Source organism: Ramlibacter sp. MMS24-I3-19, assembly GCF_050320135.1.
Classification (GTDB): domain Bacteria; phylum Pseudomonadota; class Gammaproteobacteria; order Burkholderiales; family Burkholderiaceae_C; genus Ramlibacter.
On record NZ_CP190017.1, the window covers coordinates 3,186,172 to 3,207,110 of the forward strand.

Sequence of the window (20,939 nt, forward strand, 5' to 3'; positions counted from 1 at the left end):
CTCGCAGGAGAGGTGGATGAGCGGTTTAAGTCGCACGCCTGGAAAGCGTGTGTGGGTTAATAGCCCACCGCGGGTTCGAATCCCGCCCTCTCCGCCAGAACGCCAAAGGCCCGCATCGCGGGCCTTTTCGTTTCCGGGCGCAAAAAGGAGGCCCGCCGAAGCGGAACCTCCTGAGCCCCCTCTTCACCAACGGTCGTCTCAATTCCTCCCGAGCGGACTCGGGCGGGACCGCAGCCCTGGCGGCAGCAGGTCCTCGAACATCTCGCTCACCCGCTCGATCAGCTCCAGCGCGGCGGCCTCGCCATGGTTGCGTGCCAGCAGTCCCATCAGTTCGCCACGGATGAACCACAGCGTCTCGACATCGTCCGCGTACCGGATCCGCCGGCGCGCGGCGCCCGACTCCTCGTCGGGGACGGTGGACGCCAGGGCCAGCATCTTCTTGCGGATGTCCTCGATGCCGTACATCTCGTCGACATAGGACGGCTCGGTCGCCGGGCCACCACTGAAGATGGCGTGCAGGCTGTTCCGGAGATTGGGCTTGAACCAACGCATGTCTCGTCCTTTCGCGCTCAGGCAGCCGCCTGGCCATGGGGTGGGGTGAGGCCCGCGGGGGCCAGGTCGATCAGTTCGGTGACGGGCAGGTCCGCCATTGCCGGAGCCACGGTCGCCGAAGGCGCCAGATCCTGCAGGCGGGCAAAGCTGGCCAGCACGCGCTGGCCGGATGCGTCGGCCCCGCGGCGCGGGACGCCGTACTGGAGCCGCTGGCGCTCGCCGGCATCGAGCCGGTCGACCAGGCCGCGAGTCATCCAGACCGCGCCGCCGCGCGCCGTGCGCGAGAGCGCACCGGCATGGTCGGCCGCGGCGCCGAGCACCGACAGCTCCAGGGGCTCGACCAGGCGCAGCGGCCCGATCCAGTCCTGGCCGGCATCGATGCCGGTGTTCATGCACAGCTCGACGTCCCAGCCCTTGCGCGACTGCCAGCGGGCCGACAGCTGCCGCATCGCCTCGCGCGTGCGGTGCGCGGCGGCCAGCGCATTTGCGAGGTAGCCGCTGCCGCCATGCGGCAGGAAATGGCAGACCATCCCCTCGCCGGGATGGCTGCCGTGGCGTCCACCCAGCTCGGTGAAGATGCCGTCCAGCGTGCTCCAGATCTCGTTCACCAGCTCGAAGTACTCGCCGGCCGGCAGACGCAGCCACAAGGCATGGGCGTCCTGCAGGGTCGTGACCAGCACGGCAACGGGGAGCAGGGCAGGCGCGCCGGCCGGCTTGGCGCGTGAGGTGCGCTGCTCGGCGGCGGCCTCGGGCGCCTTCTCCACGGGGACCAGCACGAACAGGATGCCTTCGCGGAACTGCGCGGCCTGCAGCAGCCGTGCGCCTGCGTCGCCGGTCGCGACGAGGACCTGGGCGAACGGCTCCGCGGGCACGGCGACGCTCGCGCGGTAAGACGTTTCGAGCGCAGCCTGGTGTCCGGCCGGCGCGCTCGCCGTGATCGTGCCGATGCCGGTCCCGCGGGCCTTGAGCAGCCCGAGATGGAACCGCAGGACGGACTCGGCGCCATGCTGCTCGGCCCAGGTCACCAGATACTGCGCAACGCTGCCCGTCGTGGCCTGGTCCGACAACCCGTGGAGCGGGGAATCGGCATGGCTCCGCGCGGCCTCGTTGGACCACACCAGGCCAAGCGCGCCATCCAGCAGGTATGCCGGATGCGGGATGTCGGCCAGCGACAGGGTGGGGCGTCCCAGTCGGCGGTCCACGCTGGCGGGCGGGGGGAGGCCACCGATGGCATGGCCGTCGGCGGCGTGGCCGGGCGAGCGGCGGGAGACGGTGCCTCGGTGCCCCGGCCCGACAGCTGGCCGGCGAAATGCGCCGAGATGCGCGAGATGCTCCAGCCCTCGCGCTTCAGGCGCTGGATCTCGTTGACGCGGTCGACCGTGTCGTCGGGGAAGTAGCCGATGCGCGGCGCAGCGCCATCGGCCGGGTTGGGCGGCAGCACCTCCGGCCGGGGCAACAGCCCCGAGCTGATGTAGTTGTTCAGGGTCGCCCGGGAAATCCCGGTTCGCTCCAGAACGTCTTTGCTGGTCAGCACCTGTACCCTTTGTCTTGCACTGTCCGAGAAGTATTGGACAGCACAAAAAGACAGTCAAGACAGTTGTTGCCCCTGAAACACGGTATTTACACCTAGACAGTGTCACTATGTCTTAGCCAGTCACTTAGACGGAGCGTCTCTGCGTAGACAGATACCAACTGGATTAGACAGTTTGCCGGCAGGCGCCAGCCAGAAAAAGGCGCCCCCAGCGCCCTTCGAGACCGGTGCCGGAGAAGAACTACTCGGCGCTTCGCCCAGCCTGCACGAGGCGCATCGCGGACGCGATCAGCCCGGAGACCTCGCCCATGTGGCCGGGAATGATCAACGTGGTCTTGGACTCGTTGGCGACGGTGCGGAAGGCATCGACGGCACGCTCGGCGACCTTGAGCTGCACCGCCTGCTCGCCGCCGGGCTGCCGGATCGACTCTGCGACCTGCCGGATGGCGCCTGCCGTCGCCTCCGCGACGGCCAGGATGGCCGCCGCCTCGCCCTGGGCCTTGTTGATCTCGGCCTGCTTCTCGCCCTCGGAGCGGGCGATGAAGGCCTCGCGCTCGCCGGTGGCGATGTTGATCTGCTCCTGCCGGCGGCCCTCGGACGCGGCGATCAGGGCGCGCTTCTCGCGTTCGGCGGTGATCTGGGCCTGCATGGCCCGCAGGATCTCGGCGGGCGGGGTCAGGTCCTTGATCTCGTAGCGCAGCACCTTCACGCCCCAGTTGAGCGCGGCCTCGTCGATGGCCGCGACCACCTGCGCGTTGATCATGTCGCGCTCCTCGAAGGTCTTGTCCAGCTCCAGCTTGCCGATCACGCTGCGCAGCGAGGTCTGGGCAAGCTGGGTGACCGCCACGATGTAGTTGGACGAGCCGTAGCTGGCGCGCATGGGGTCGGTCACCTGGAAGTACAGGATCCCGTCGACGGTCAGTTGCGTGTTGTCCCGGGTGATGCACACCTGGCTGGGGACGTCCAGCGGGATCTCCTTCAGGCTGTGGCGGTAGGCCACCCGGTCCACGAAAGGCACGAGCAGGTTCAGGCCCGGCGAGAGCGTGCCGTGGTACTTGCCCAGCCGCTCGACCACCCAGGCGTGCTGCTGCGGGACGACCTTGATGGACCGCACGACGAAGATGACGGCGATGACGAACAGGACCAATGCGATTTCCACGTGCTTTCCCTCCAGTGAGACGGTTCAGATTTTCTCGACCACCAGCCGGCTGCCGACGACCTCGCGCACGCGGTGCATCCCTGTGGCGGGAGCGACGCCGGGCAGGTGCGTGACGGTCCAAATGGCGCCGCGATAGCGCACCTGGGCCGTGCCATCGGGCAGCCAGGTGTCGACCATCAGGGTTTCACCCACATCGAGGTTGACGTCCGGATTGCTCGCAGCGGGCGCCGCGGTCGCCCGTCCACGGCGCAGCAGGTACCAGCCAGTGACGGCGCCCCCACCGACCAGGGCCGCGGTCACCAGTTGCACCGTGAGCGCCGCGCCCGCGTGGGCCGCCAGCGCCGCAGCCGCCAGGCCGATGGCCAGCATCAGCAGGTAAAAGGTGCCGGTCATCAGTTCCACCGCCACCGCGGCGCCGGCCAGCAGCCACCACACTGTCGAATCCGCCATCTCTGCAGTCCTCCTGCCGGGATTGTGCGGGAGCGGGCGCTCAGGGAGGCGCCAGCCCGATTGCATACACTTCGCGCCTCACGTTTCCGGCCCCACGCCTCGCGTCCGCGGCCGGGCTGCCCGCCCCACCAGGATCCCTGCATGAAATTCCGCTTCCCCATCGTCATCATCGATGAAGACTACCGCTCGGAGAACACGTCCGGGCTGGGCATCCGCGCCCTGGCCCAGGCCATCGAGGCCGAAGGCATGGAGGTCCTGGGGGTCACGAGCTACGGCGACCTGGCGCAGTTCGCGCAGCAGCAAAGCCGCGCCAGCGCCTTCATCCTCTCGATCGACGACGAGGAGTTCACGGCCGGCCCCGACCCGGACCCGGCCGTGGTGCACCTGCGCAGCTTCATCCAGGAAGTGCGCCGCAAGAACAGCGACGTGCCGATCTACATCTACGGCGAGACCAAGACCAGCCGGCACCTGCCCAACGACATCCTGCGCGAGCTGCACGGCTTCATCCACATGTTCGAGGACACGCCGGAGTTCGTGGCCCGCCACATCATCCGGGAGGCCAAGAGCTATCTCGAAGGCGTGCAGCCGCCGTTCTTCAAGGCGCTGCTCGACTACGCCGAGGACGGCTCGTATTCATGGCACTGCCCCGGGCACTCCGGCGGCGTGGCCTTCCTCAAGAGCCCCATCGGCCAGATGTTCCACCAGTTCTTCGGCGAGAACATGCTGCGGGCCGACGTCTGCAACGCGGTCGACGAGCTGGGGCAGCTGCTGGACCACACGGGCCCGGTAGCGGCGAGCGAACGCAATGCCGCCCGCATCTTCAACGCCGACCACTGCTTCTTCGTCACCAACGGCACGTCGACGTCGAACAAGATGGTGTGGCACCACACCGTGGCGCCGGGCGACGTGGTGGTGGTCGACCGCAACTGCCACAAGTCGATCCTGCACTCGATCATCATGACCGGGGCGATCCCGGTGTTCCTCAAGCCCACCCGCAACCACTTCGGCATCATCGGCCCGATCCCCCAGAGCGAGTTCGAGCCGGCCGCCATCCGCGCCAAGATCCGCGCCAATCCGCTGCTCAAGGGCGTGGATGCCGACGCCGTCAAGCCGCGGGTGATGACGCTCACCCAGTCCACCTACGACGGCGTCCTGTACAACACCGAGACCATCAAGGGGATGCTGGACGGCTACGTCGACACGCTGCACTTCGACGAGGCCTGGCTGCCGCACGCGGCCTTCCACAAGTTCTATGGCACGTACCACGCGATGGGCCGCAGCCGCACGCGTCCGCGCGAGTCGCTGACGTTCGCCACCCAGTCCACCCACAAGCTGCTGGCCGGCATCAGCCAGGCCAGCCACGTGCTGGTGCAGGACTCGCAGCACCGCAAGCTCGATCGGCACCTGTTCAACGAAGCCTTCCTCATGCACACGTCCACCAGCCCGCAGTACGCGATCATCGCCAGCTGCGACGTGGCGGCGGCGATGATGGAGCCGCCCGGCGGCACCGCCCTGGTGGAGGAGAGCATCCTCGAGGCGCTGGACTTCCGGCGCGCCATGCGCAAGGTGGACCAGGAGTACGGCAAGGACTGGTGGTTCAAGGTCTGGGGCCCCGACAGGCTGGTCGAGGAGGGCATCGGCCGCGGCGACGACTGGGTGATCAAAGGCGAGGCGCGCACCGCCAAGTGGCATGGCTTCGGCAACCTGGCCGAAGGCTTCAACATGCTGGACCCGATCAAGTCCACCATCGTCACGCCCGGCCTGGACCTGAACGGCAAGTTCGCCAAGACCGGCATCCCGGCCTCGATCGTCACGCGCTTCCTGGCCGAGCACGGGATCATCGTGGAGAAGACCGGCCTCTACAGCTTCTTCATCATGTTCACCATCGGCATCACCAAGGGCCGGTGGAACACGCTCCTGACGGCGCTGCAGCAGTTCAAGGACGACTACGCGCGCAACCAGCCGATGTGGCGGATCCTCCCGGAGTTCTGCCAGCAGTACCCGCGCTACGAGCGCATGGGCCTGGCCGACCTGTGCCAGTTCGTGCACGAGCTCTACGCCAGGTACGACATCGCCCGCCTCACCACCGACATGTACCTGTCGGACCTGACGCCGGCCATGAAGCCCAGCGACGCCTTCGCCCACATCGCGCATCGCAAGACCGAACGCGTGGGCATCGACGAACTGGAAGGGCGCATCACCACCTCGCTGGTGACGCCGTACCCGCCCGGCATCCCGCTGCTGATCCCGGGCGAGGTGTTCAACAAGAAGATCGTCGACTACCTGAAGTTCTCGCGCGAGTTCAACGCCCAGTGCCCCGGCTTCGAGACCGACATCCACGGTCTGGTCGAGGAGACCTCCGCCGACGGCAAGGTGCGGTACTACGCCGACTGTGTGCGGGAGTGACCGGCTCCGGGCCGGGGCGGTCGGGCTGCAGCTCGTCGCGCCAGCCTGCAGTTCGTCGCCCACCGGGTGCGGCGGAAGGGCCGCTTCCCTACAGTTTCCTCATCGGGCCACGTCGGCCCGGAGGAGACCGAGATGCAGCATCCCGCCACCCACTTCCAGCCGCAGTCCCTGCCGCCTGCCGTCCGCATCGGCCTGGCCGCCGCCGTCGCGCTGCTCCTGACCGGCGTCCTCGCTGTCGCCACTTCGGCCAGCCACACCGCAGTGCGCCACGCATCCGCGCAGATGCAGGACACCACGCGCTACGTGAAGCTGCCGCCGGTGGAAATCGTCGGCCGCCGCGCCGTGGCGATGGACTCGCAGGATGACGCACCGCAGGCGCGCGCGGCCGCCGCCAGCACCAGCACGCCGGCTTGCGTGCAACCCACCTGAAGCGGGGTAACCTCGGACGATGACCCCGGAAGCAAAGACGCCCCGCTCGCCGCGAGGGCCCCTGTTCGCCTGGCTGTCGCGCGCCAACGCCGAGCTGAGCGGCTGGGCGGCGGCCACGTCGTGGTGGCGCCTCATCGTGCTGTTCCTGGTGGTGCTGATCGCGGGCAACCTGATCGCCGAGCAGCTGCACCTGAAGCACCAGCGGGTGGTGATCGCCCGCGGCGGGAACGACACCTCGGTCGAAGTCACGCGGGTCGGGCCGGACGGCATCCGCATCACGCGCCGCCGCGATCCACTGGCGAATCCGCCGGGCCACGCCGGTCCGGTGGCGCCCGAACAGCCGGCCACCGCCGAGGGGTTGCCCGACACGCCTCCCGTTCCCCACCCGCCAGGGGCAGCCAACGAGGGCAACTCGAACGACAGCGACGAGGAGGATGGCGACGAGCCGCGCACGATCTCGCGCAACGTGTTCACCTTCCGCGGCCTGGTGGGCGACCTGGGCGCGACGCTGATCATCGTTCTCTTCGCCTATCTCGCGGCCTCCAAGATCGTGGTGCGCAAGGTGGCCCTGGCCGACGCCAAGGTCCGCACGGCCGAGGACGCCGCCGGCCGCGAGGCGATGGAACGCCAGCTGGTCCAGGCCCGGTTGCAGGTGCTGCAGGCCCAGGTCGAGCCGCACTTCCTGTTCAACACCCTGGCGGCGGTCGACTACCTGATCGAGACCGACCCGGCGCGCGCCAGCCAGATGCAGAAGGCGCTGATCACCTACCTGCGCGGGGCGCTGCCGCAGATGCGCCAGGAGTCGTCCACGCTCGGTCGGGAAATGCGCCTGGTGCGCTCCTACCTGGAGCTGATCAAGATGCGCATCGAGGACCGGCTGGAGCTGCAGTACGAGATCCCGCCGGAGCTGGAAAGTGCGGAGTTCCCGCCCATGATGCTGCAGTCCCTGGTGGAAAACTCGATCAAGCACGGCATCGAGCCCAAGCCGGAGGGCGGCAAGGTCACCGTGGCCGCGCGTGCGCAAAAGGGTGCGCTGGTCGTCGAGGTGCGCGACACCGGGGTCGGCATCGTCGATCTCGACAAGCTGGACGGTCCCACCTCGGGCACCGGCATCGGCCTGCAGAACATCCGTGAACGCCTGGCCATGCTCTATTCGGGCAAGGGCCACCTGAGCCTCATGTCCGACTCCAACACCGGCACCACCGTGCGCATCTCCGTCCCGTTCCACATTCCCACCAAGGCCCCCGCCGGCTCGCAGCCGGCGACGGAGCAGGCAGCATGAGCACGGCCAACGGGACGCCGCTGCGTGCGCTGATCGCCGACGACGAGCGCCTGCTGCGCGAGCAGCTCAAGACCCGCCTGGCCGCGGCCTGGCCCGAGCTGCAGATCGCCGGCGAGGCCCGCGACGGCATGGAAGCGCTGGCGCAGGCCGAGGCGCTGCAGCCGGACGTGGTCTTCCTCGATATCCGCATGCCAGGCATGACAGGCATCGAGGCGGCCCGCGAGATCGTGGCCCTGCCGGGCTGGAAGGGCGAGATCGTCTTCGTCACGGCCTATGACGAGTACGCCATCGCGGCCTTCGAGCAGGGCGCGCTGGACTACCTGCTCAAGCCGGTGGAAGCGGCGCGGCTGGCCCAGACGGCCCAGCGGCTGAAGGACCGGCTGGCCGCACGGCGCTCGACCGGATCCTCTGCCGCCGATGAAGCGGCGCTCGACTCGCTGCTCGAGCGGCTGATGAAGCTGCAGCACGGCATCTCGCAGCCCGCGGGCGGTGCAGCGACGTACATGCAATGGATCCAGGCCGCGGCGGGATCGACCACGCGCCTGATCGCCGTGCCCGAAGTGCTGTTCTTCCGCTCGGACGAGAAGTACACGCGGGTGCAGACCCGACAGCAGGAGGCCTTCATCCGCACGCCGATCCGCGACCTGCTGCCGCAGCTGGACCCGCAGCAGTTCTGGCAGATCCACCGGTCCACCATCGTGAACCTGGCCGCGGTGGCGTCAGTGACCCGCGACGACACCGGCAGGCAGCGCGTGCACCTGCACGGCCACCCCGAGGTGCTGGAAGTCAGCCGCAGCTTTGCGCACCTGTTCAGGGGCGCGTGAGGGTAGGGCGCCTCAGTCGGCTGCCTGTTCGGCGATGCCGCCGACCACCTGGCTGAAACCACCGTCGACGTAAGTGATCTCGGCCGACACGCCACCGGCGAGGTCGGACAACAGGAACGCCGCCACGTTGCCGACGTCGTCGATGGTGACGTTGCGCCGGATCGGCGAGGTCTCGGCCACCACCGACAGGATCTTGCCGAAGCCCTTGATGCCGCTGGCAGCCAGCGTCTTGATCGGGCCGGCGCTGATGCCGTTGACGCGAACGCCGCGTGGGCCCATCGACTCGGCCAGGTAGCGCACCGAGGCTTCCAGCGAAGCCTTGGCCAGGCCCATCGTGTTGTAGTTGGGGACGGTGCGGATGGCGCCCAGGTAGGTGAGCGTCAGCAGCGCCGCCTTGTCGTTCAGCATCGGCTGCGCCGCCTTGGCCATGGCCGGGAAGCTGTAGGCACTGATGTCGTGGGCGATGCGGAATGCCTCGCGCGACAGGCCGTCGAGGAAATCGCCCGCGATCGCCTCGCGCGGCGCGAAGCCGATGGCATGCACGAAGCCGTCGAACTTCGGCCAGTGCGCCGAGAGGTCGGTGAACAGGCGCTCGATCTGCGCGTCGTCCCCGACGTCGCAGTCGAACACCAGCTTCGAGCCGAAGTCGGCCGCGAATTCGGTGATGCGGTCCTTGAACCGCTCACCGACATAGCTGAAGGCCAGTTCGGCCCCCTGTGCATGGCACGCCTTCGCGATGCCGTAGGCGATGGAGCGGTTGGACAACACGCCCGTGATCAGGAACTTCTTGCCGGCCAGGAAACCCATGGGAGCTCGCTTGAACAAAACGGGCAGAATTCTCGCATGCGTGCCGTGTTGTGTTTTCTGGCCTGCGTACTGGCGGCTCCCGGCTGGGCCGCCCCAGGGTATTCGGTGTGGGGCGACTTCAAGTACAAGCCCGGCTTCGACCACTTCGAGTACGTCAATCCGCAGGCGCCCAAGGGCGGCGAGCTGCGCATGGTGCCCGCATCGCGCGTCTCCAATTTCGACAAGGTCAACCCGTTCACGCTGAAGGGTCGCGAGCCCTCGCAGGAGGCCGACCTGCTGTTCGAGTCCCTGCTGACGGGCCCGATGGACGAGGTGGGCGTGGCCTACGGCTTGCTGGCCGAGGACGTGGATGTTGCAGCCGATGGGATGTCGGCCACTTACCGTCTTCGGCGCGAGGCCCGCTTCCACAATGGAGACCCCGTCACGGCGACCGACGTCAAGCACAGCTTCGACACGCTGATCTCGAAACTGGCGCATCCCTCATACGCGGCGACGTATGTGGATATCGCGGGCTGCGACGTGGTGGACCCGCTGACCGTGAAGTTCCGGTTCAGGAAGAAGGACCGTCAGCTTCCCCTCGTGGCGGGCGGCATGCCCGTGTTCAGTGCCAAATGGGGTGGCGGCAAGCCGTTCGACCAGGTCGTCATGGACACGCCGATCGGCACGGGTCCCTACAAGATCGGACAACTGCTCTCCGGCCGCGAGGTGACCTACGTGCGCGACCCGGGTTACTGGGGCCGCAACCTTGCGGTCCGCAAGGGGACGGGAAACTTCGACCGCATCACCATCAAGCTGTACCGGGACAGCACGGCGCAGCTCGAGGCGCTCAAGGCCGGTGAATTCGACTTGATGGAATTCTTCTCCGCCGGCGATTGGGCGCGTCGGCTGAATGGTCCGCGCGTCGCGCGCGGCGAACTGGTCAAGCAGGAGTTCCACCACCGCACGCCCGACGGCTTCCCGGCGTACTTCCTGAACCTGCGCCTGCCCAAGTTCCAGGACCGCCGCGTGCGCATGGCCATCGAGCTGGCGATGGACTACGAGTGGATGAACCGGCAGCTGTTCCGGGGCGCCTACACGCGCGTCAAGGGCGTGTTCGGCAATACCGATTGCGAGGCCAACGGCACGCCGTCGCCGCAGGAGATGGCGCTGCTGGAACCGTACCGGGCGTCGCTGGCGCCCGAGACGTTCGGCCCGATGGCGGTGCCCCCGCGCACCGACGGCCAGAACTCCCTGCGAGGCAACCTGCTGCAAGCGCGCGAGTTGCTGCGTGCTGCAGGCTGGACGCTCGACGATGGCGTGCTTCGCGATGCGAACGGACAGCCGTTCACCATCGAACTGCTGGACACGACCGAGGGCAAGGCCGAGACGCTGACCGCCGCCTGGCAGCGCGCACTCGAGAAGCTGGGCATCCGCCTGACGGTGCGCACGGTCGACTGGGCCCTGTTCCAGGAACGCATCGACGCCCACCAGTTCGAGATGGTGCAGATCGCGGCACCGGGCACGCACTTTCCCGGCACCGACTACTTCGACCTGTTCGGCAGCAAGGCCGCCGACACGCCGGGGTCGAACAACTGGGGCGGCGTGAAGAATCCGGCCATCGACGGCATCCTCGGCCGGCTGACGGGCGCCAGCAACCGCGACGAGTACCTCGCGGCCTGCCGTGCCCTCGACCGCGTGATCGCGCATGGCCACTACATGATTCCCGGCTGGACCAACCGTGCCGTTCGCATCGCCTACGACACGTGGCGGCTCGAGCGCCCGGCCACCGTGCCGCCTTATCCGCCAGAGGGCGTCGCGTATCTCGACTGGCCCATGATGGTGTGGTGGGCGCGCATGCCACCCGCCACCGCTGCGACACACTGACATGGCCGCCTACATCCTCAAGCGCATCCTCCTGATGCTGCCGACGCTGCTGGGCGTCCTCCTGCTCACTTTCATCGTCACGCAGTTCGTCCCCGGCGGACCGGTGGAGCAGTTCATGGCGGAGGCGCGCCGCACCGCCGGACGCACCGGCGAGACCGGGGCGTATCGCGGAGGCCAGGGCGTCGACCCGAAACGGATCGCCGAGATCAAGGCGCTGTACGGGTTCGACAGGCCTCCCGCCGAGCGCTTCGTCAAGATGCTGGGGCAGTTCGCCCGCTTCGACCTGGGGCGCAGCTTCTTCCAGAACAAGGACGTGTGGGAGCTGGTGAAGGAAAAGTTGCCGGTCTCCGTGAGCCTGGGCCTGTGGACGTTCTTCATCAGTTACCTGGTGGCAGTGCCCCTGGGCGTGGCCAAGGCCGTGCGGGCGGGCAGCCGCTTCGACCTGGTCACGAGCATCCTCGTGCTGGTCGGCTACGCGATTCCCGGGTTCGTCCTCGGCGTCGTGCTGCTGGTGATCTTCGGCGGCCAGCTGCAGTGGTTCCCCTTGCGCGGACTGGTCTCGGGCAACTGGGAGCAGCTGTCGTGGCCGGCGCGCATCGTGGACTACCTGTGGCACATCGCCATGCCGGTCACGGCGATGGTGCTGGGCAGCTTTGCCGTCACGGCCATGCTGACCAAGAACGCCTTCCTCGAGGAGATCCGCAAGCAGTACGTGCTGACGGCGCGGGCCAAGGGACTGACGGAGCGCCGCGTGCTGTGGAAGCACGTGTTCCGCAACGCACTGATCCCCATCGTCACGGGCTTTCCGGCGGCGTTCATCGGCGCGTTCTTCACCGGCGCGCTCCTGATCGAGACGCTGTTCTCGCTGGACGGCCTGGGGCTGCTCAGCTACGAGAGCGTGATCCGCCGCGACTATCCGGTGGTGCTCGGAACCCTTTACCTCTTCACGTTGATCGGCCTTCTCACCAAGCTCGTCAGCGATCTCTGCTATGTCTGGGTCGACCCTCGTGTCAAGTTCGATTGACGGCCAGGCCGTCGCGCAAGCGGCCCCGGCCGCGATGCGCAGCGAGAGCCCAGGCGCGCGCGCCTGGCGGCGCTTCAAGGCCAACCGGCTCGGCTTCTGGAGCCTGGTGATCTTCTGCGGCCTCGTTGCCGTCAGCCTCTTCGCCGAGGTGCTCTCGAACGACCGGCCGCTGCTGGTGCGCTACCAGGGAGCGTTCTATGTGCCATTGGTGCACGACTACCCGGAGAAGACCTTCGGCGGCGATTTCGAGACGCCCACCGACTACCTCGATCCGCTGATCAAGGACAGGATCACGCATGGCGGCAACTGGGCGATCTACGCGCCCAACCCGTACGGGCCGTCGACCCTCAACTACTTCGCCGAGCTCCCCAACCCGGCGCCGCCGTCGAAGGAGAACTTCCTCGGGACGGACGAGCGCGGTCGCGACTTGCTGGCCCAGCTGATCTACGGGTTCCGGCTCGACGTGTTGTTCGGGCTCGCGCTCACGGCGATCGGCGTCGTCATCGGCGTGGCGACGGGCGCCGTCCAGGGCTACTTCGGGGGACGCACCGACCTCGCGTTCCAGCGCTTCATCGAGATCTGGGGATCGATGCCCGAGCTGTACCTGCTGATCATCTTCAGCGCGATCTTCGCGCCCAGCGTCGGACTGCTGCTGGTGTTGCTCAGCCTGTTCGGGTGGATGGGCCTCTCCGATTACGTCCGGGCCGAGTTCCTGCGGAACCGGCAGATGGACTATGTGCGCGGCGCCCGTTCGCTCGGGGTGCGCAATGGCCGGATCATCTGGCGCCACATCCTCCCCAACTCGATGACGCCGGTCGTGACGTTCCTGCCCTTTCGCATGAGCGCGGCGATTCTCGCCCTCACGTCGCTGGACTTCCTGGGCCTGGGCGTGCCGCCGGGAACGCCCTCCATCGGGGAACTCCTGAGCCAGGGCAAGGCCAACCTCGACGCCTGGTGGATTTCCGTATCGACGTTTGCAGCGCTGGTCTTGACGCTGCTGCTGCTCACCTTCATGGGCGACGCGCTGCGCGACGCGCTCGATCCGCGAAAGGCCGACCAATGACCGCGCTCGTGGAAGTACGCGACCTCCGGATCGCGTTCGAGGGCCGCGAGGTCGTGCATGGCGCCGATTTCCATATCGATGCCGGCGAGAAGCTGGCCCTCGTGGGCGAGTCCGGCTCCGGCAAGACCGTCACCGCGCTCTCGCTGCTGGGATTGGTGCAGAACGCGCGCGTGACGGGATCGGCGCGCTTCGCGCCGCCTGCACCCGGCAACGACCCGGTCGACCTGCTGAAGCTGTCCGAGCGGGAGCTGCTGGGCGTGCGCGGCGCCGACATCGCCATGATCTTCCAGGAGCCGATGACGGCGCTGAACCCGCTGTACCCGGTCGGCGACCAGGTCGCCGAGGTTCTGGAATTCAAGCAGGGCCTGAGCCGCCGGCAGGCATGGCAGGGCGCGATCGAGGCGCTCGCGGCCACCGGCATTCCCGAGCCGGCGCGACGCGCACAGGCCTTCCCGCACCAGCTCTCCGGAGGCCAGAGGCAGCGGGCGATGATCGCGATGGCACTGGCCTGCCAGCCGCGCCTGTTGCTGGCCGACGAGCCGACGACGGCGCTCGACGTCACCCTCCGGGGCCAGATCCTCGCCTTGCTGGCGGACCTGCAGCGGCAGACCGGCATGGCGGTTCTCCTCATCACGCACGACCTGAACCTCGTGCGCAAGTTCGCCGATCGCGTGGCGGTGATGGAAAACGGGCATCTGGTCGAGGAGGGCACTGTCATGACCGTGTTCTCGTCGCCGCGGCATGCCTACACGCGCCGCCTGATCGACAGCCGTCCCACCCGCGACGTCGACACGCCGCAAGCCGATGCCGCACCGGTGATGCACGCGCGTGGCCTGCAGGTGAGCTATCCGGTGACGTTGCCGGGCGTGCGCGGCTGGTTCCGCCGCGGCGAATTCAAGGCCGTGCGCGGCGCCGACTTTGCCATCCACCCGCGGCAGACGCTGGGAGTGGTGGGGGAGTCCGGCTCGGGCAAGTCCACGCTGGCCATGGCGGCCCTCGGCCTGCTCAGGCACAGCGGCGAGCTGGACGTCGTCGGCCAGCAATGGGGGCCCAAGGCAGCAAACAACCGCGCCATCCGCCGGCAGGTGCAGGTGGTCTTCCAGGATCCGTTCTCGTCGCTGTCGCCCCGCATGACCGTGGAGGAGATCGTCGGGGAGGGCCTGCTCGTGCACGAGCCGGAGTTGCCGGCCGCGGACCGGCGCGTTCGCGTGCTGCAGGCCCTGGAGGACGTCGGCCTGGCCGAGACGCAGTTCCCGGGCCTGCTCGGCCGCTACCCGCACCAGTTCTCGGGCGGCCAGCGGCAGCGCCTCGCCATCGCCCGTGCGCTGATCGTCGGCCCCCAGTTGCTGGTGCTGGACGAACCCACCAGCGCCCTCGACGTCACCATCCAGAAGCAGGTGCTGCGGTTGCTGCAGCGGCTCCAGCGGGAGAGGGGCCTGGCCTACCTGCTGATCACCCACGACGTCGACGTCATCCGGGCCATGGCGCACGACGTGCTGGTGATGAAGGACGGCGAGGTGCTGGAGGCCGGTCCTGTCGACCGGGTGCTGGGCAGTCCTTCGCACGACTACACCCGCGCGCTCGTGGCCGCGGCGGCCTGAGCCCGATGGGATTGCACCGCCTGCCCACGCCGATCCCGCCGGACGAGGTGGAGATCAGCGCCGTGCGGGCCCAAGGCGCCGGCGGCCAGAACGTCAACAAGGTGTCGAGCGCGGTGCACCTGCGGTACGACATCCGTGGCTCGTCGCTGCCGGCCGACCACAAGGCGCGCCTGCTGGCCTTGAGCGACCAGCGCATCACCCGCGCCGGCGTGCTCGTGATCAAGGCCCAGATCCACCGCTCGCAGGACATGAACCGAGCCGAAGCGTGGGCCCGGCTGCAGGACCTGGTGGACAGCGTGGCTGAGCCGCCGCACGTGCGCAGGCCCACGCGGCCGACTGCTGCGTCGCGTCGTCGACGGCTTGCGGACAAGCGCCTGCATTCGGCCGCCAAGCTCAGGCGCAGCGGGCGCGACACACCGGATTAGGACCACCGTCCCGGTTGCGTCGGAGGGCGCCGCGCGGTACAATCTTTGCTTCACGACCAGGACCGGGCGGGTAATCACCGCCCGTTTTTTTGCCCGCGCCAGTTTCGACGCAGTGCCCTTGCACTGCGGGCGCGAAGCGGCCAAGAAGGCCGCCGGCAACCTGCCCGTGAACCGAAAGGAATGACGCAAACCTCGGCGCTGCACGACATCGCCCAACAGACCGTGAGCGGCCTGGGCTACGACCTGGTGGAGATCGAACGCTCCGCCGGCGGGCTGCTGCGCGTCACGATCGACCTGCCCTGGGTCCCTGGCAAGGAGCAGTTCGTGAACGTCGAGGACTGCGAGAAGGTCACGCGCCAGCTGCAGTACGCGCTGGAAGTCGAAGGCATCGACTACAAGCGGCTGGAGGTGTCATCGCCCGGCCTCGACCGCCCCCTGCGCTCGCAGCAGGACTTCGAGCGGTTCGCCGGCGAGGTGGTTGACATCACGCTGAAGGCGCCGGTGGGCGCGGCTGGTGCCGGCCAGGTGGCCGCCAACCGCAAGAAGTTCCGCGGCGAGCTGGGTCCGGACGGCGACGGTGCCTGGCAGGTGACCTGGAGCGACGAGCCCGAACCGAAGCCCGGGCAGCGCGTCAGCCGCAAGAAGACGCCGGCGCCGCTGCAGGTGCTGGGCTTCACGTTGGACGAGTTGAAGGAGGCGCGCCTCGCGCCGGTGGTGGATTTCAAGGGCAGGAAGCCCAGGCAGACAGGAGAGTCGTGACATGAACCGCGAATTGTTGATGCTGGTGGAGGCGATTTCGCGCGAGAAGAACGTGGAGCGCGACGTCGTGTTCGGCGCGGTGGAATCCGCGCTCGCCCAGGCGACCAAGAAGCTGTACGAAGGCGAGGTCGACATCCGCGTGGCCATCGATCGCGACAGCGGCAACTACGAGACCTTCCGTCGCTGGCTGGTCGTGCCCGACGAGCAGGGGCTGCAGAACCCCGATGCCGAAGAGATGCTGATGGACGCCAAGGAGCGCGTCGCCGACGTCGAGCCGGGCGACTACATCGAGGAGCCGATCGAGTCGTTGCCCATCGGCCGCATCGGCGCGATGGCGGCCAAGCAGGTCATCCTGCAGAAAATCCGCGACGCCGAGCGCGAGATGCTGCTGAACGACTTCATGTCGCGCGGCGACAAGATCTTCGTGGGCACGGTCAAGCGCATGGACAAGGGCGACATCATCGTCGAGAGCGGCCGCGTCGAAGGGCGCCTGCGCCGCGGCGAGATGATCCCCAAGGAGAACCTGCGCAACGGCGACCGCGTGCGGGCCATGATCATGGAGGTCGACCTCACGCTGCGCGGCGCCCCCATCATCCTGTCGCGCGCCGCCCCCGAGTTCATGATCGAGCTGTTCCGCCAGGAAGTGCCCGAGATCGAGCAGGGCCTGCTGGAGATCAAGAGCTGCGCCCGCGACCCGGGCTCGCGCGCCAAGATCGCCGTGCTCTCGCACGACAAGCGCGTCGACCCGATCGGCACCTGCGTCGGCGTGCGCGGCACCCGCGTCAACGCCGTCACCAACGAGCTGGCGGGCGAGCGCGTGGACATCGTCTTGTGGTCCGAGGATCCGGCCCAATTTGTGATCGGTGCCCTGGCGCCCGCCAACGTGTCCTCCATCGTCGTCGACGAGGAGAAGCATGCGATGGACGTGGTGGTCGACGAGGAGAACCTCGCCATTGCCATCGGCCGGGGCGGCCAGAACGTGCGCCTGGCTTCCGAGCTCACGGGCTGGAAGATCAACATCATGGACGCCAACGAGTCGGCCCAGAAGCAGGCCGAGGAGTCCAGCTCCATCCGCGCGCTGTTCATGGAGAAGCTCGACGTCGACGAGGAGATCGCCGACATCCTGATCTCCGAGGGCTTCACCAGCCTCGAGGAAGTGGCGTATGTGCCGATCTCCGAGATGCTGGAGATCGAGGCCTTCGACGAGGACACCGTCAACGAGCTGCGGACCCGCGCCAAGGATGCGCTGCTCACGATGGAGATCGCACGCGAGGAGAGCGTCGAGGGGGTCTCGCAGGACCTGCGCGACCTCGACGGCCTCTCGAACGAACTGATTGGCAAGCTGGCTGACGCCGGCGTGCACACCCGCGACGAGCTGGCAGACCTGGCCGTCGATGAATTGACCGAGATCACTGGCCAGTCCGCGGACGAGGCCAAAGCCCTGATCATGAAGGCGCGCGAGCACTGGTTCTCCGGTGCGACGGCCCAAGCGTGACGTGATGGAGGGACCAGGAACCTATGTCGAGTACCACCGTCGCCGAGTTCGCCAGCGAACTCAAGAAATCTCCCGATACGCTGCTGGAACAGCTGCGTAGCGCGGGCGTCGCCAAGAGCGCGACGACCGATGCGTTGTCCGAGTCGGACAAGCAGAAGCTGCTGGGCTACCTGAAGGCCAGCCACGGCACCAGCTCGCCCGAGCGCAAGAAGATCACCCTGGTGAAGAAGTCCACCAGCGAGATCAAGCAGGCGGACGCCAGCGGCAAGGCCCGCACCATCCAGGTCGAGGTGCGCAAGAAGCGCACCTTCGTCAAGCGCGACGACGGCGCGGACACCGCCGTGGTCGAGGCGCCCGAGCCCGAGGTGCGCGATGCCGCCCCGGCCGCGCCGCGCATGGACGACGCCGAGCTGTCGCGCCGCGAGGAAGAACACCGCCGCCAGGCCGAACTGCTGCGCCGCCAGGAGGAAGACCTGGTGGAAAAGCGTCGGCTGCGCGAGGAGCAGGAGCGCCGCGAGCGCGAGGCCGAGGAACGCGCCGCCGCCTATGCGGCCGAGGAGCGCGCCAAGCAGGCCGCCCAATCGCAGGCCCAGGTCGCCGCCAGCCAGGAAGCTGCCGCTGCCGCCGAGGAGCGCGCTGCTGCCGCTGCCGCCGCCCGCGCCAAGGCCGAAGCCGAATCGAAGGCCCGCGCCGCCGAGGAAGCCGCGCGCGCCAAGGACCTGGACGAGCGCCGCCGCAAGGCCCTGGCCGAGGCCGAGGCCATCCGCGCCATGATGGCCGCGCCCAAGAAGGTGCTGGTGGCCAAGAAGCCCGAGGAAGCCAAGCCCGTCGCCAGGCCCGGCGAGGCCAAGCCTGCTGCCAAGGGCACGCTGCACAAGCCCGCCGTCACCGGCCGTGCCGCGCCTGGTGCCGGCGCGCCCGCAGCGCCCGGCAGTGGCAAGGAAGTCAAGTCGGCCAAGCTGTCGTCCAGCTGGGCCGCCGATCCGGCCAAGAAGAAGGCCATCCCGACCCGTGGCGATGCCTCGGGCGGGGTGGGCCGCAACAACTGGCGCGGAGGCCCGCGTGGCCGCCGCGGCAGCGACCGCGACCAGCGTGACATGTCCCCGGTCCAGGCCGTGGAGCAGCGCGTGCTGGAAGTGCACGTGCCCGAGACCATCACGGTCGCCGAGCTCGCCCACAAGATGGCGGTCAAGGCCTCCGAGGTGATCAAGGTGCTGATGAAGATGGGCCAGATGGTCACCATCAACCAGCCGCTGGACCAGGACACGGCCATGATCGTGGTCGAGGAAATGGGCCACAAGGCCCTGACCGCCGCGCTGGACGACCCCGAGGCGTTCACCGAGGAAGAGACCTCGCAGGCCGAGGCCGAGGCGCTGCCGCGCGCTCCCGTGGTCACCGTCATGGGCCACGTCGACCACGGCAAGACCTCGCTGCTGGACTACATCCGCCGCGCCAAGGTGGCGGCGGGCGAGGCCGGCGGCATCACGCAGCACATCGGCGCGTACCACGTGGAGACCCCGCGCGGCACGATCTCGTTCCTGGACACCCCGGGCCACGAGGCGTTCACCGCCATGCGGGCCCGCGGCGCGCAGGCCACCGACATCGTGATCCTGGTGGTGGCGGCCGACGACGGCGTCATGCCGCAGACCAAGGAAGCCATCAAGCACGCCAAGGCGGCCAAGGTGCCGATCGTGGTCGCGGTGAACAAGATCGACAAGCCCGGCGCCAACCCGGACCGGGTGAAGCAGGAACTTGTGACCGAGGAGGTGGTGCCCGAGGAGTACGGCGGCGACTCGCCATTCGTGAGCGTCTCGGCGCTGACGGGCCAGGGCGTCGACGACCTGCTCGAGCAGGTGCTGCTGCAGGCCGAGGTGCTGGAGCTGAAGGCGCCGGTGGATGCCGCCGCCAAGGGCCTGGTCATCGAGGCGCAACTGGACAAGGGCCGCGGCCCGGTCGCCACGATGCTGGTGCAATCCGGCACGCTCAAGGTGGGCGACGTGGTCCTCGCGGGCCAGACCTTCGGCCGCGTGCGCGCCATGCTCGACGAGAACGGCAAGACGATCAAGGCAGCCGGTCCCTCCATCCCGGTGGAGATCCAGGGCCTGACCGAGGTGCCGCAGGCCGGCGACGAGTTCATGGTGCTGGGCGACGAGCGCCGTGCGCGCGAGATCGCGACGTACCGCGCGGGCAAGTTCCGCAACACCAAGCTGGCCCGCCAGCAGGCCGCCAAGCTGGAGAACATGTTCAACGACATGACCGCCGGCGAGGTGAAGACGCTGCCCATCATCGTCAAGGCCGACGTGCAGGGCTCGCAGGAAGCGCTTTCGCAGTCGCTGCTCAAGCTCTCGACCGACGAGGTCAAGGTGCAGCTGGTGTTCGCCGGCGTCGGTGGCATCACCGAGTCGGACGTCAACCTGGCCATCGCCTCCAAGGCGGTGATCATCGGCTTCAACACGCGTGCCGATTCCGGCGCGCGCAAGCTGGCCGAGGGCAACGGCATCGACCTGCGCTACTACAGCATCATCTACGACGCGGTCGACGAGCTGAAGACCGCGATGTCGGGGATGCTGGCACCGGAGAAGCGCGAAGAGGTCATCGGCTCGGCCGAGATCCGCACGGTGTTCGTGGCGTCCAAGATCGGTACGGTGGCCGGTTGCATGGTCACCTCGGGCATGGTCACGCGCAACTCGCACTTCCGCCTGCTGCGCGACAACGTGGTGATCTACACGGGCGAGCTGGAGTCGTTGAAGCGGATGAAGGACGACGTGCGCGAAGTCAAGGAAGGCTTCGAGTGCGGCATCAAGCTGAAGAACTACAACGACATCAAGGAAGGCGACCAGCTCGAGTTCTTCGAGATCAAGGAAGTCGCCCGCACGCTGTAAGGCGGCCGAGATGCCCAAGAAGCAGACCAAGCCCAATCGAGCCTTCCAGGTCGCGGACCAGATCCAGCGCGACCTGGGCGAGCTCGTGCGCGAGATCAAGGATCCGCGCCTGGGCATGGTCACGCTCAACGCCGTGGAGGTCACGCCGGACTACGCCCACGCAAAGGTGTTCTTCAGCGTGCTGGTGGGCGACCCGCAGGAATGCGAGGACGCCCTCAACCACGCCGCCGGATTCCTGCGCAACGGGCTGTTCAAGCGCCTGCACATCCACACGGTGCCGACGCTGCACTTCCAGTTCGACCGCACGACCGAGCGGGCCGCAGACATGAACGCGCTGATCGCACGTGCGGTCGCGTCGCGCTCCAAAGAGTCGGGCGACAACTAGCC

General features: G+C 68.2%; 18 protein-coding genes, 1 tRNA gene and 1 pseudogene. 14 read left to right on the forward strand and 6 right to left on the reverse strand.

Translation table 11 applies throughout. The features are described 5' to 3' along the window. Positions 1-6 precede the first annotated feature (6 nt). Positions 7-97 (forward strand) — tRNA-Ser (locus tag ACPWT1_RS15885). 101 nt (positions 98-198) lie between these two features. On the opposite strand, the gene ACPWT1_RS15890 is transcribed toward ACPWT1_RS15885, so the two are convergent. The 5 genes and pseudogenes from ACPWT1_RS15890 to ACPWT1_RS15910 all read right to left on the reverse strand — a co-directional run bounded on the left by ACPWT1_RS15890 (position 199) and on the right by ACPWT1_RS15910 (position 3,692). Next, the gene (locus ACPWT1_RS15890; protein WP_427912116.1) at positions 199-552 is read right to left on the reverse strand and encodes a hypothetical protein; all 354 of its coding nucleotides are present in this window, start codon (positions 550-552) and stop codon (positions 199-201) included. Positions 553-569: 17 nt separating this feature from the next. Then, positions 570-1,754, reverse strand: a complete 1,185-nt coding sequence (locus ACPWT1_RS15895; protein ID WP_427915637.1) for a hypothetical protein — start codon at positions 1,752-1,754, stop codon at positions 570-572. A gap of 119 nt (positions 1,755-1,873) precedes the next feature. Next, a pseudogene (locus ACPWT1_RS15900) lies at positions 1,874-2,086 on the reverse strand (MerR family transcriptional regulator); the annotation flags it as partial. A 238-nt stretch (positions 2,087-2,324) separates the two neighbouring features. Further along, positions 2,325-3,242: an SPFH domain-containing protein gene (locus ACPWT1_RS15905; protein WP_427912117.1), complete on the reverse strand. Its 918-nt coding sequence runs from the start codon at positions 3,240-3,242 to the stop codon at positions 2,325-2,327. Between the two features lie 24 nt (positions 3,243-3,266). Further along, complete coding sequence (locus tag ACPWT1_RS15910) at positions 3,267-3,692, reverse strand: NfeD family protein (protein ID WP_427912118.1); 426 nt, start codon at positions 3,690-3,692, stop codon at positions 3,267-3,269. 141 nt (positions 3,693-3,833) lie between these two features. Here ACPWT1_RS15910 and ACPWT1_RS15915 point away from each other — a divergent pair, with 141 nt between their 5' ends. The 4 genes from ACPWT1_RS15915 to ACPWT1_RS15930 all read left to right on the forward strand — a co-directional run bounded on the left by ACPWT1_RS15915 (position 3,834) and on the right by ACPWT1_RS15930 (position 8,633). Further along, positions 3,834-6,098 (forward strand): Orn/Lys/Arg decarboxylase N-terminal domain-containing protein, encoded by a 2,265-nt coding sequence (locus ACPWT1_RS15915; RefSeq protein ID WP_427912119.1) that lies wholly within the window; start codon positions 3,834-3,836, stop codon positions 6,096-6,098. Between the two features lie 132 nt (positions 6,099-6,230). Further along, positions 6,231-6,527, forward strand: a complete 297-nt coding sequence (locus tag ACPWT1_RS15920) for a hypothetical protein (protein ID WP_427912120.1) — start codon at positions 6,231-6,233, stop codon at positions 6,525-6,527. A gap of 19 nt (positions 6,528-6,546) precedes the next feature. Continuing rightward, entirely contained in the window at positions 6,547-7,809 is a 1,263-nt protein-coding gene (locus ACPWT1_RS15925) for a sensor histidine kinase (protein WP_427912121.1), read from the forward strand. Further along, a complete protein-coding gene (locus tag ACPWT1_RS15930; protein WP_427912122.1) occupies positions 7,806-8,633 on the forward strand; it encodes a LytR/AlgR family response regulator transcription factor in 828 nt (275 codons plus the stop codon). The genes ACPWT1_RS15925 and ACPWT1_RS15930 overlap by 4 nt, the downstream gene beginning before the upstream one ends. 12 nt (positions 8,634-8,645) lie before the next feature. On the opposite strand, the gene fabI is transcribed toward ACPWT1_RS15930, so the two are convergent. Then, positions 8,646-9,440 (reverse strand): enoyl-ACP reductase FabI, encoded by a 795-nt coding sequence (fabI, locus tag ACPWT1_RS15935; RefSeq protein WP_427912123.1) that lies wholly within the window; start codon positions 9,438-9,440, stop codon positions 8,646-8,648. 36 nt (positions 9,441-9,476) lie between these two features. On the opposite strand from fabI, the gene ACPWT1_RS15940 reads away from it, so the two are divergent. The 9 genes from ACPWT1_RS15940 to rbfA all read left to right on the forward strand — a co-directional run bounded on the left by ACPWT1_RS15940 (position 9,477) and on the right by rbfA (position 20,937). Next, positions 9,477-11,303, forward strand: coding sequence for an extracellular solute-binding protein (locus tag ACPWT1_RS15940; protein ID WP_427912124.1), 1,827 nt, complete (start codon positions 9,477-9,479; stop codon positions 11,301-11,303). Position 11,304: 1 nt separating this feature from the next. Beyond that, a complete protein-coding gene (locus ACPWT1_RS15945) occupies positions 11,305-12,327 on the forward strand; it encodes a microcin C ABC transporter permease YejB (protein ID WP_427912125.1) in 1,023 nt (340 codons plus the stop codon). A 34-nt stretch (positions 12,328-12,361) separates the two neighbouring features. Further along, a complete protein-coding gene (locus ACPWT1_RS15950; RefSeq protein ID WP_427915574.1) occupies positions 12,362-13,390 on the forward strand; it encodes an ABC transporter permease in 1,029 nt (342 codons plus the stop codon). Then, positions 13,387-14,991: an ABC transporter ATP-binding protein gene (locus ACPWT1_RS15955; RefSeq protein WP_427912126.1), complete on the forward strand. Its 1,605-nt coding sequence runs from the start codon at positions 13,387-13,389 to the stop codon at positions 14,989-14,991. Before ACPWT1_RS15950 ends, ACPWT1_RS15955 begins: the two co-directional genes overlap by 4 nt. A 5-nt stretch (positions 14,992-14,996) precedes the next feature. Next, on the forward strand, positions 14,997-15,416 hold the full coding sequence (gene arfB / locus ACPWT1_RS15960) for an alternative ribosome rescue aminoacyl-tRNA hydrolase ArfB (protein ID WP_427912127.1): 420 nt from the start codon (positions 14,997-14,999) through the stop codon (positions 15,414-15,416). Between the two features lie 180 nt (positions 15,417-15,596). Then, on the forward strand, positions 15,597-16,175 hold the full coding sequence (gene rimP / locus ACPWT1_RS15965) for a ribosome maturation factor RimP (RefSeq protein ID WP_427912128.1): 579 nt from the start codon (positions 15,597-15,599) through the stop codon (positions 16,173-16,175). Between the two features lies 1 nt (position 16,176). Continuing rightward, positions 16,177-17,670 carry a transcription termination factor NusA gene (gene nusA, locus ACPWT1_RS15970; RefSeq protein ID WP_427912129.1) on the forward strand — a complete coding sequence of 498 codons (1,494 nt, stop codon included), beginning with the start codon at positions 16,177-16,179 and terminating at the stop codon, positions 17,668-17,670. Positions 17,671-17,693: 23 nt separating this feature from the next. Beyond that, a complete protein-coding gene (infB, locus tag ACPWT1_RS15975; protein WP_427912130.1) occupies positions 17,694-20,552 on the forward strand; it encodes a translation initiation factor IF-2 in 2,859 nt (952 codons plus the stop codon). 10 nt (positions 20,553-20,562) lie between these two features. Continuing rightward, positions 20,563-20,937 (forward strand): 30S ribosome-binding factor RbfA, encoded by a 375-nt coding sequence (gene rbfA / locus ACPWT1_RS15980; RefSeq protein ID WP_427912131.1) that lies wholly within the window; start codon positions 20,563-20,565, stop codon positions 20,935-20,937. Positions 20,938-20,939 lie beyond the last annotated feature (2 nt).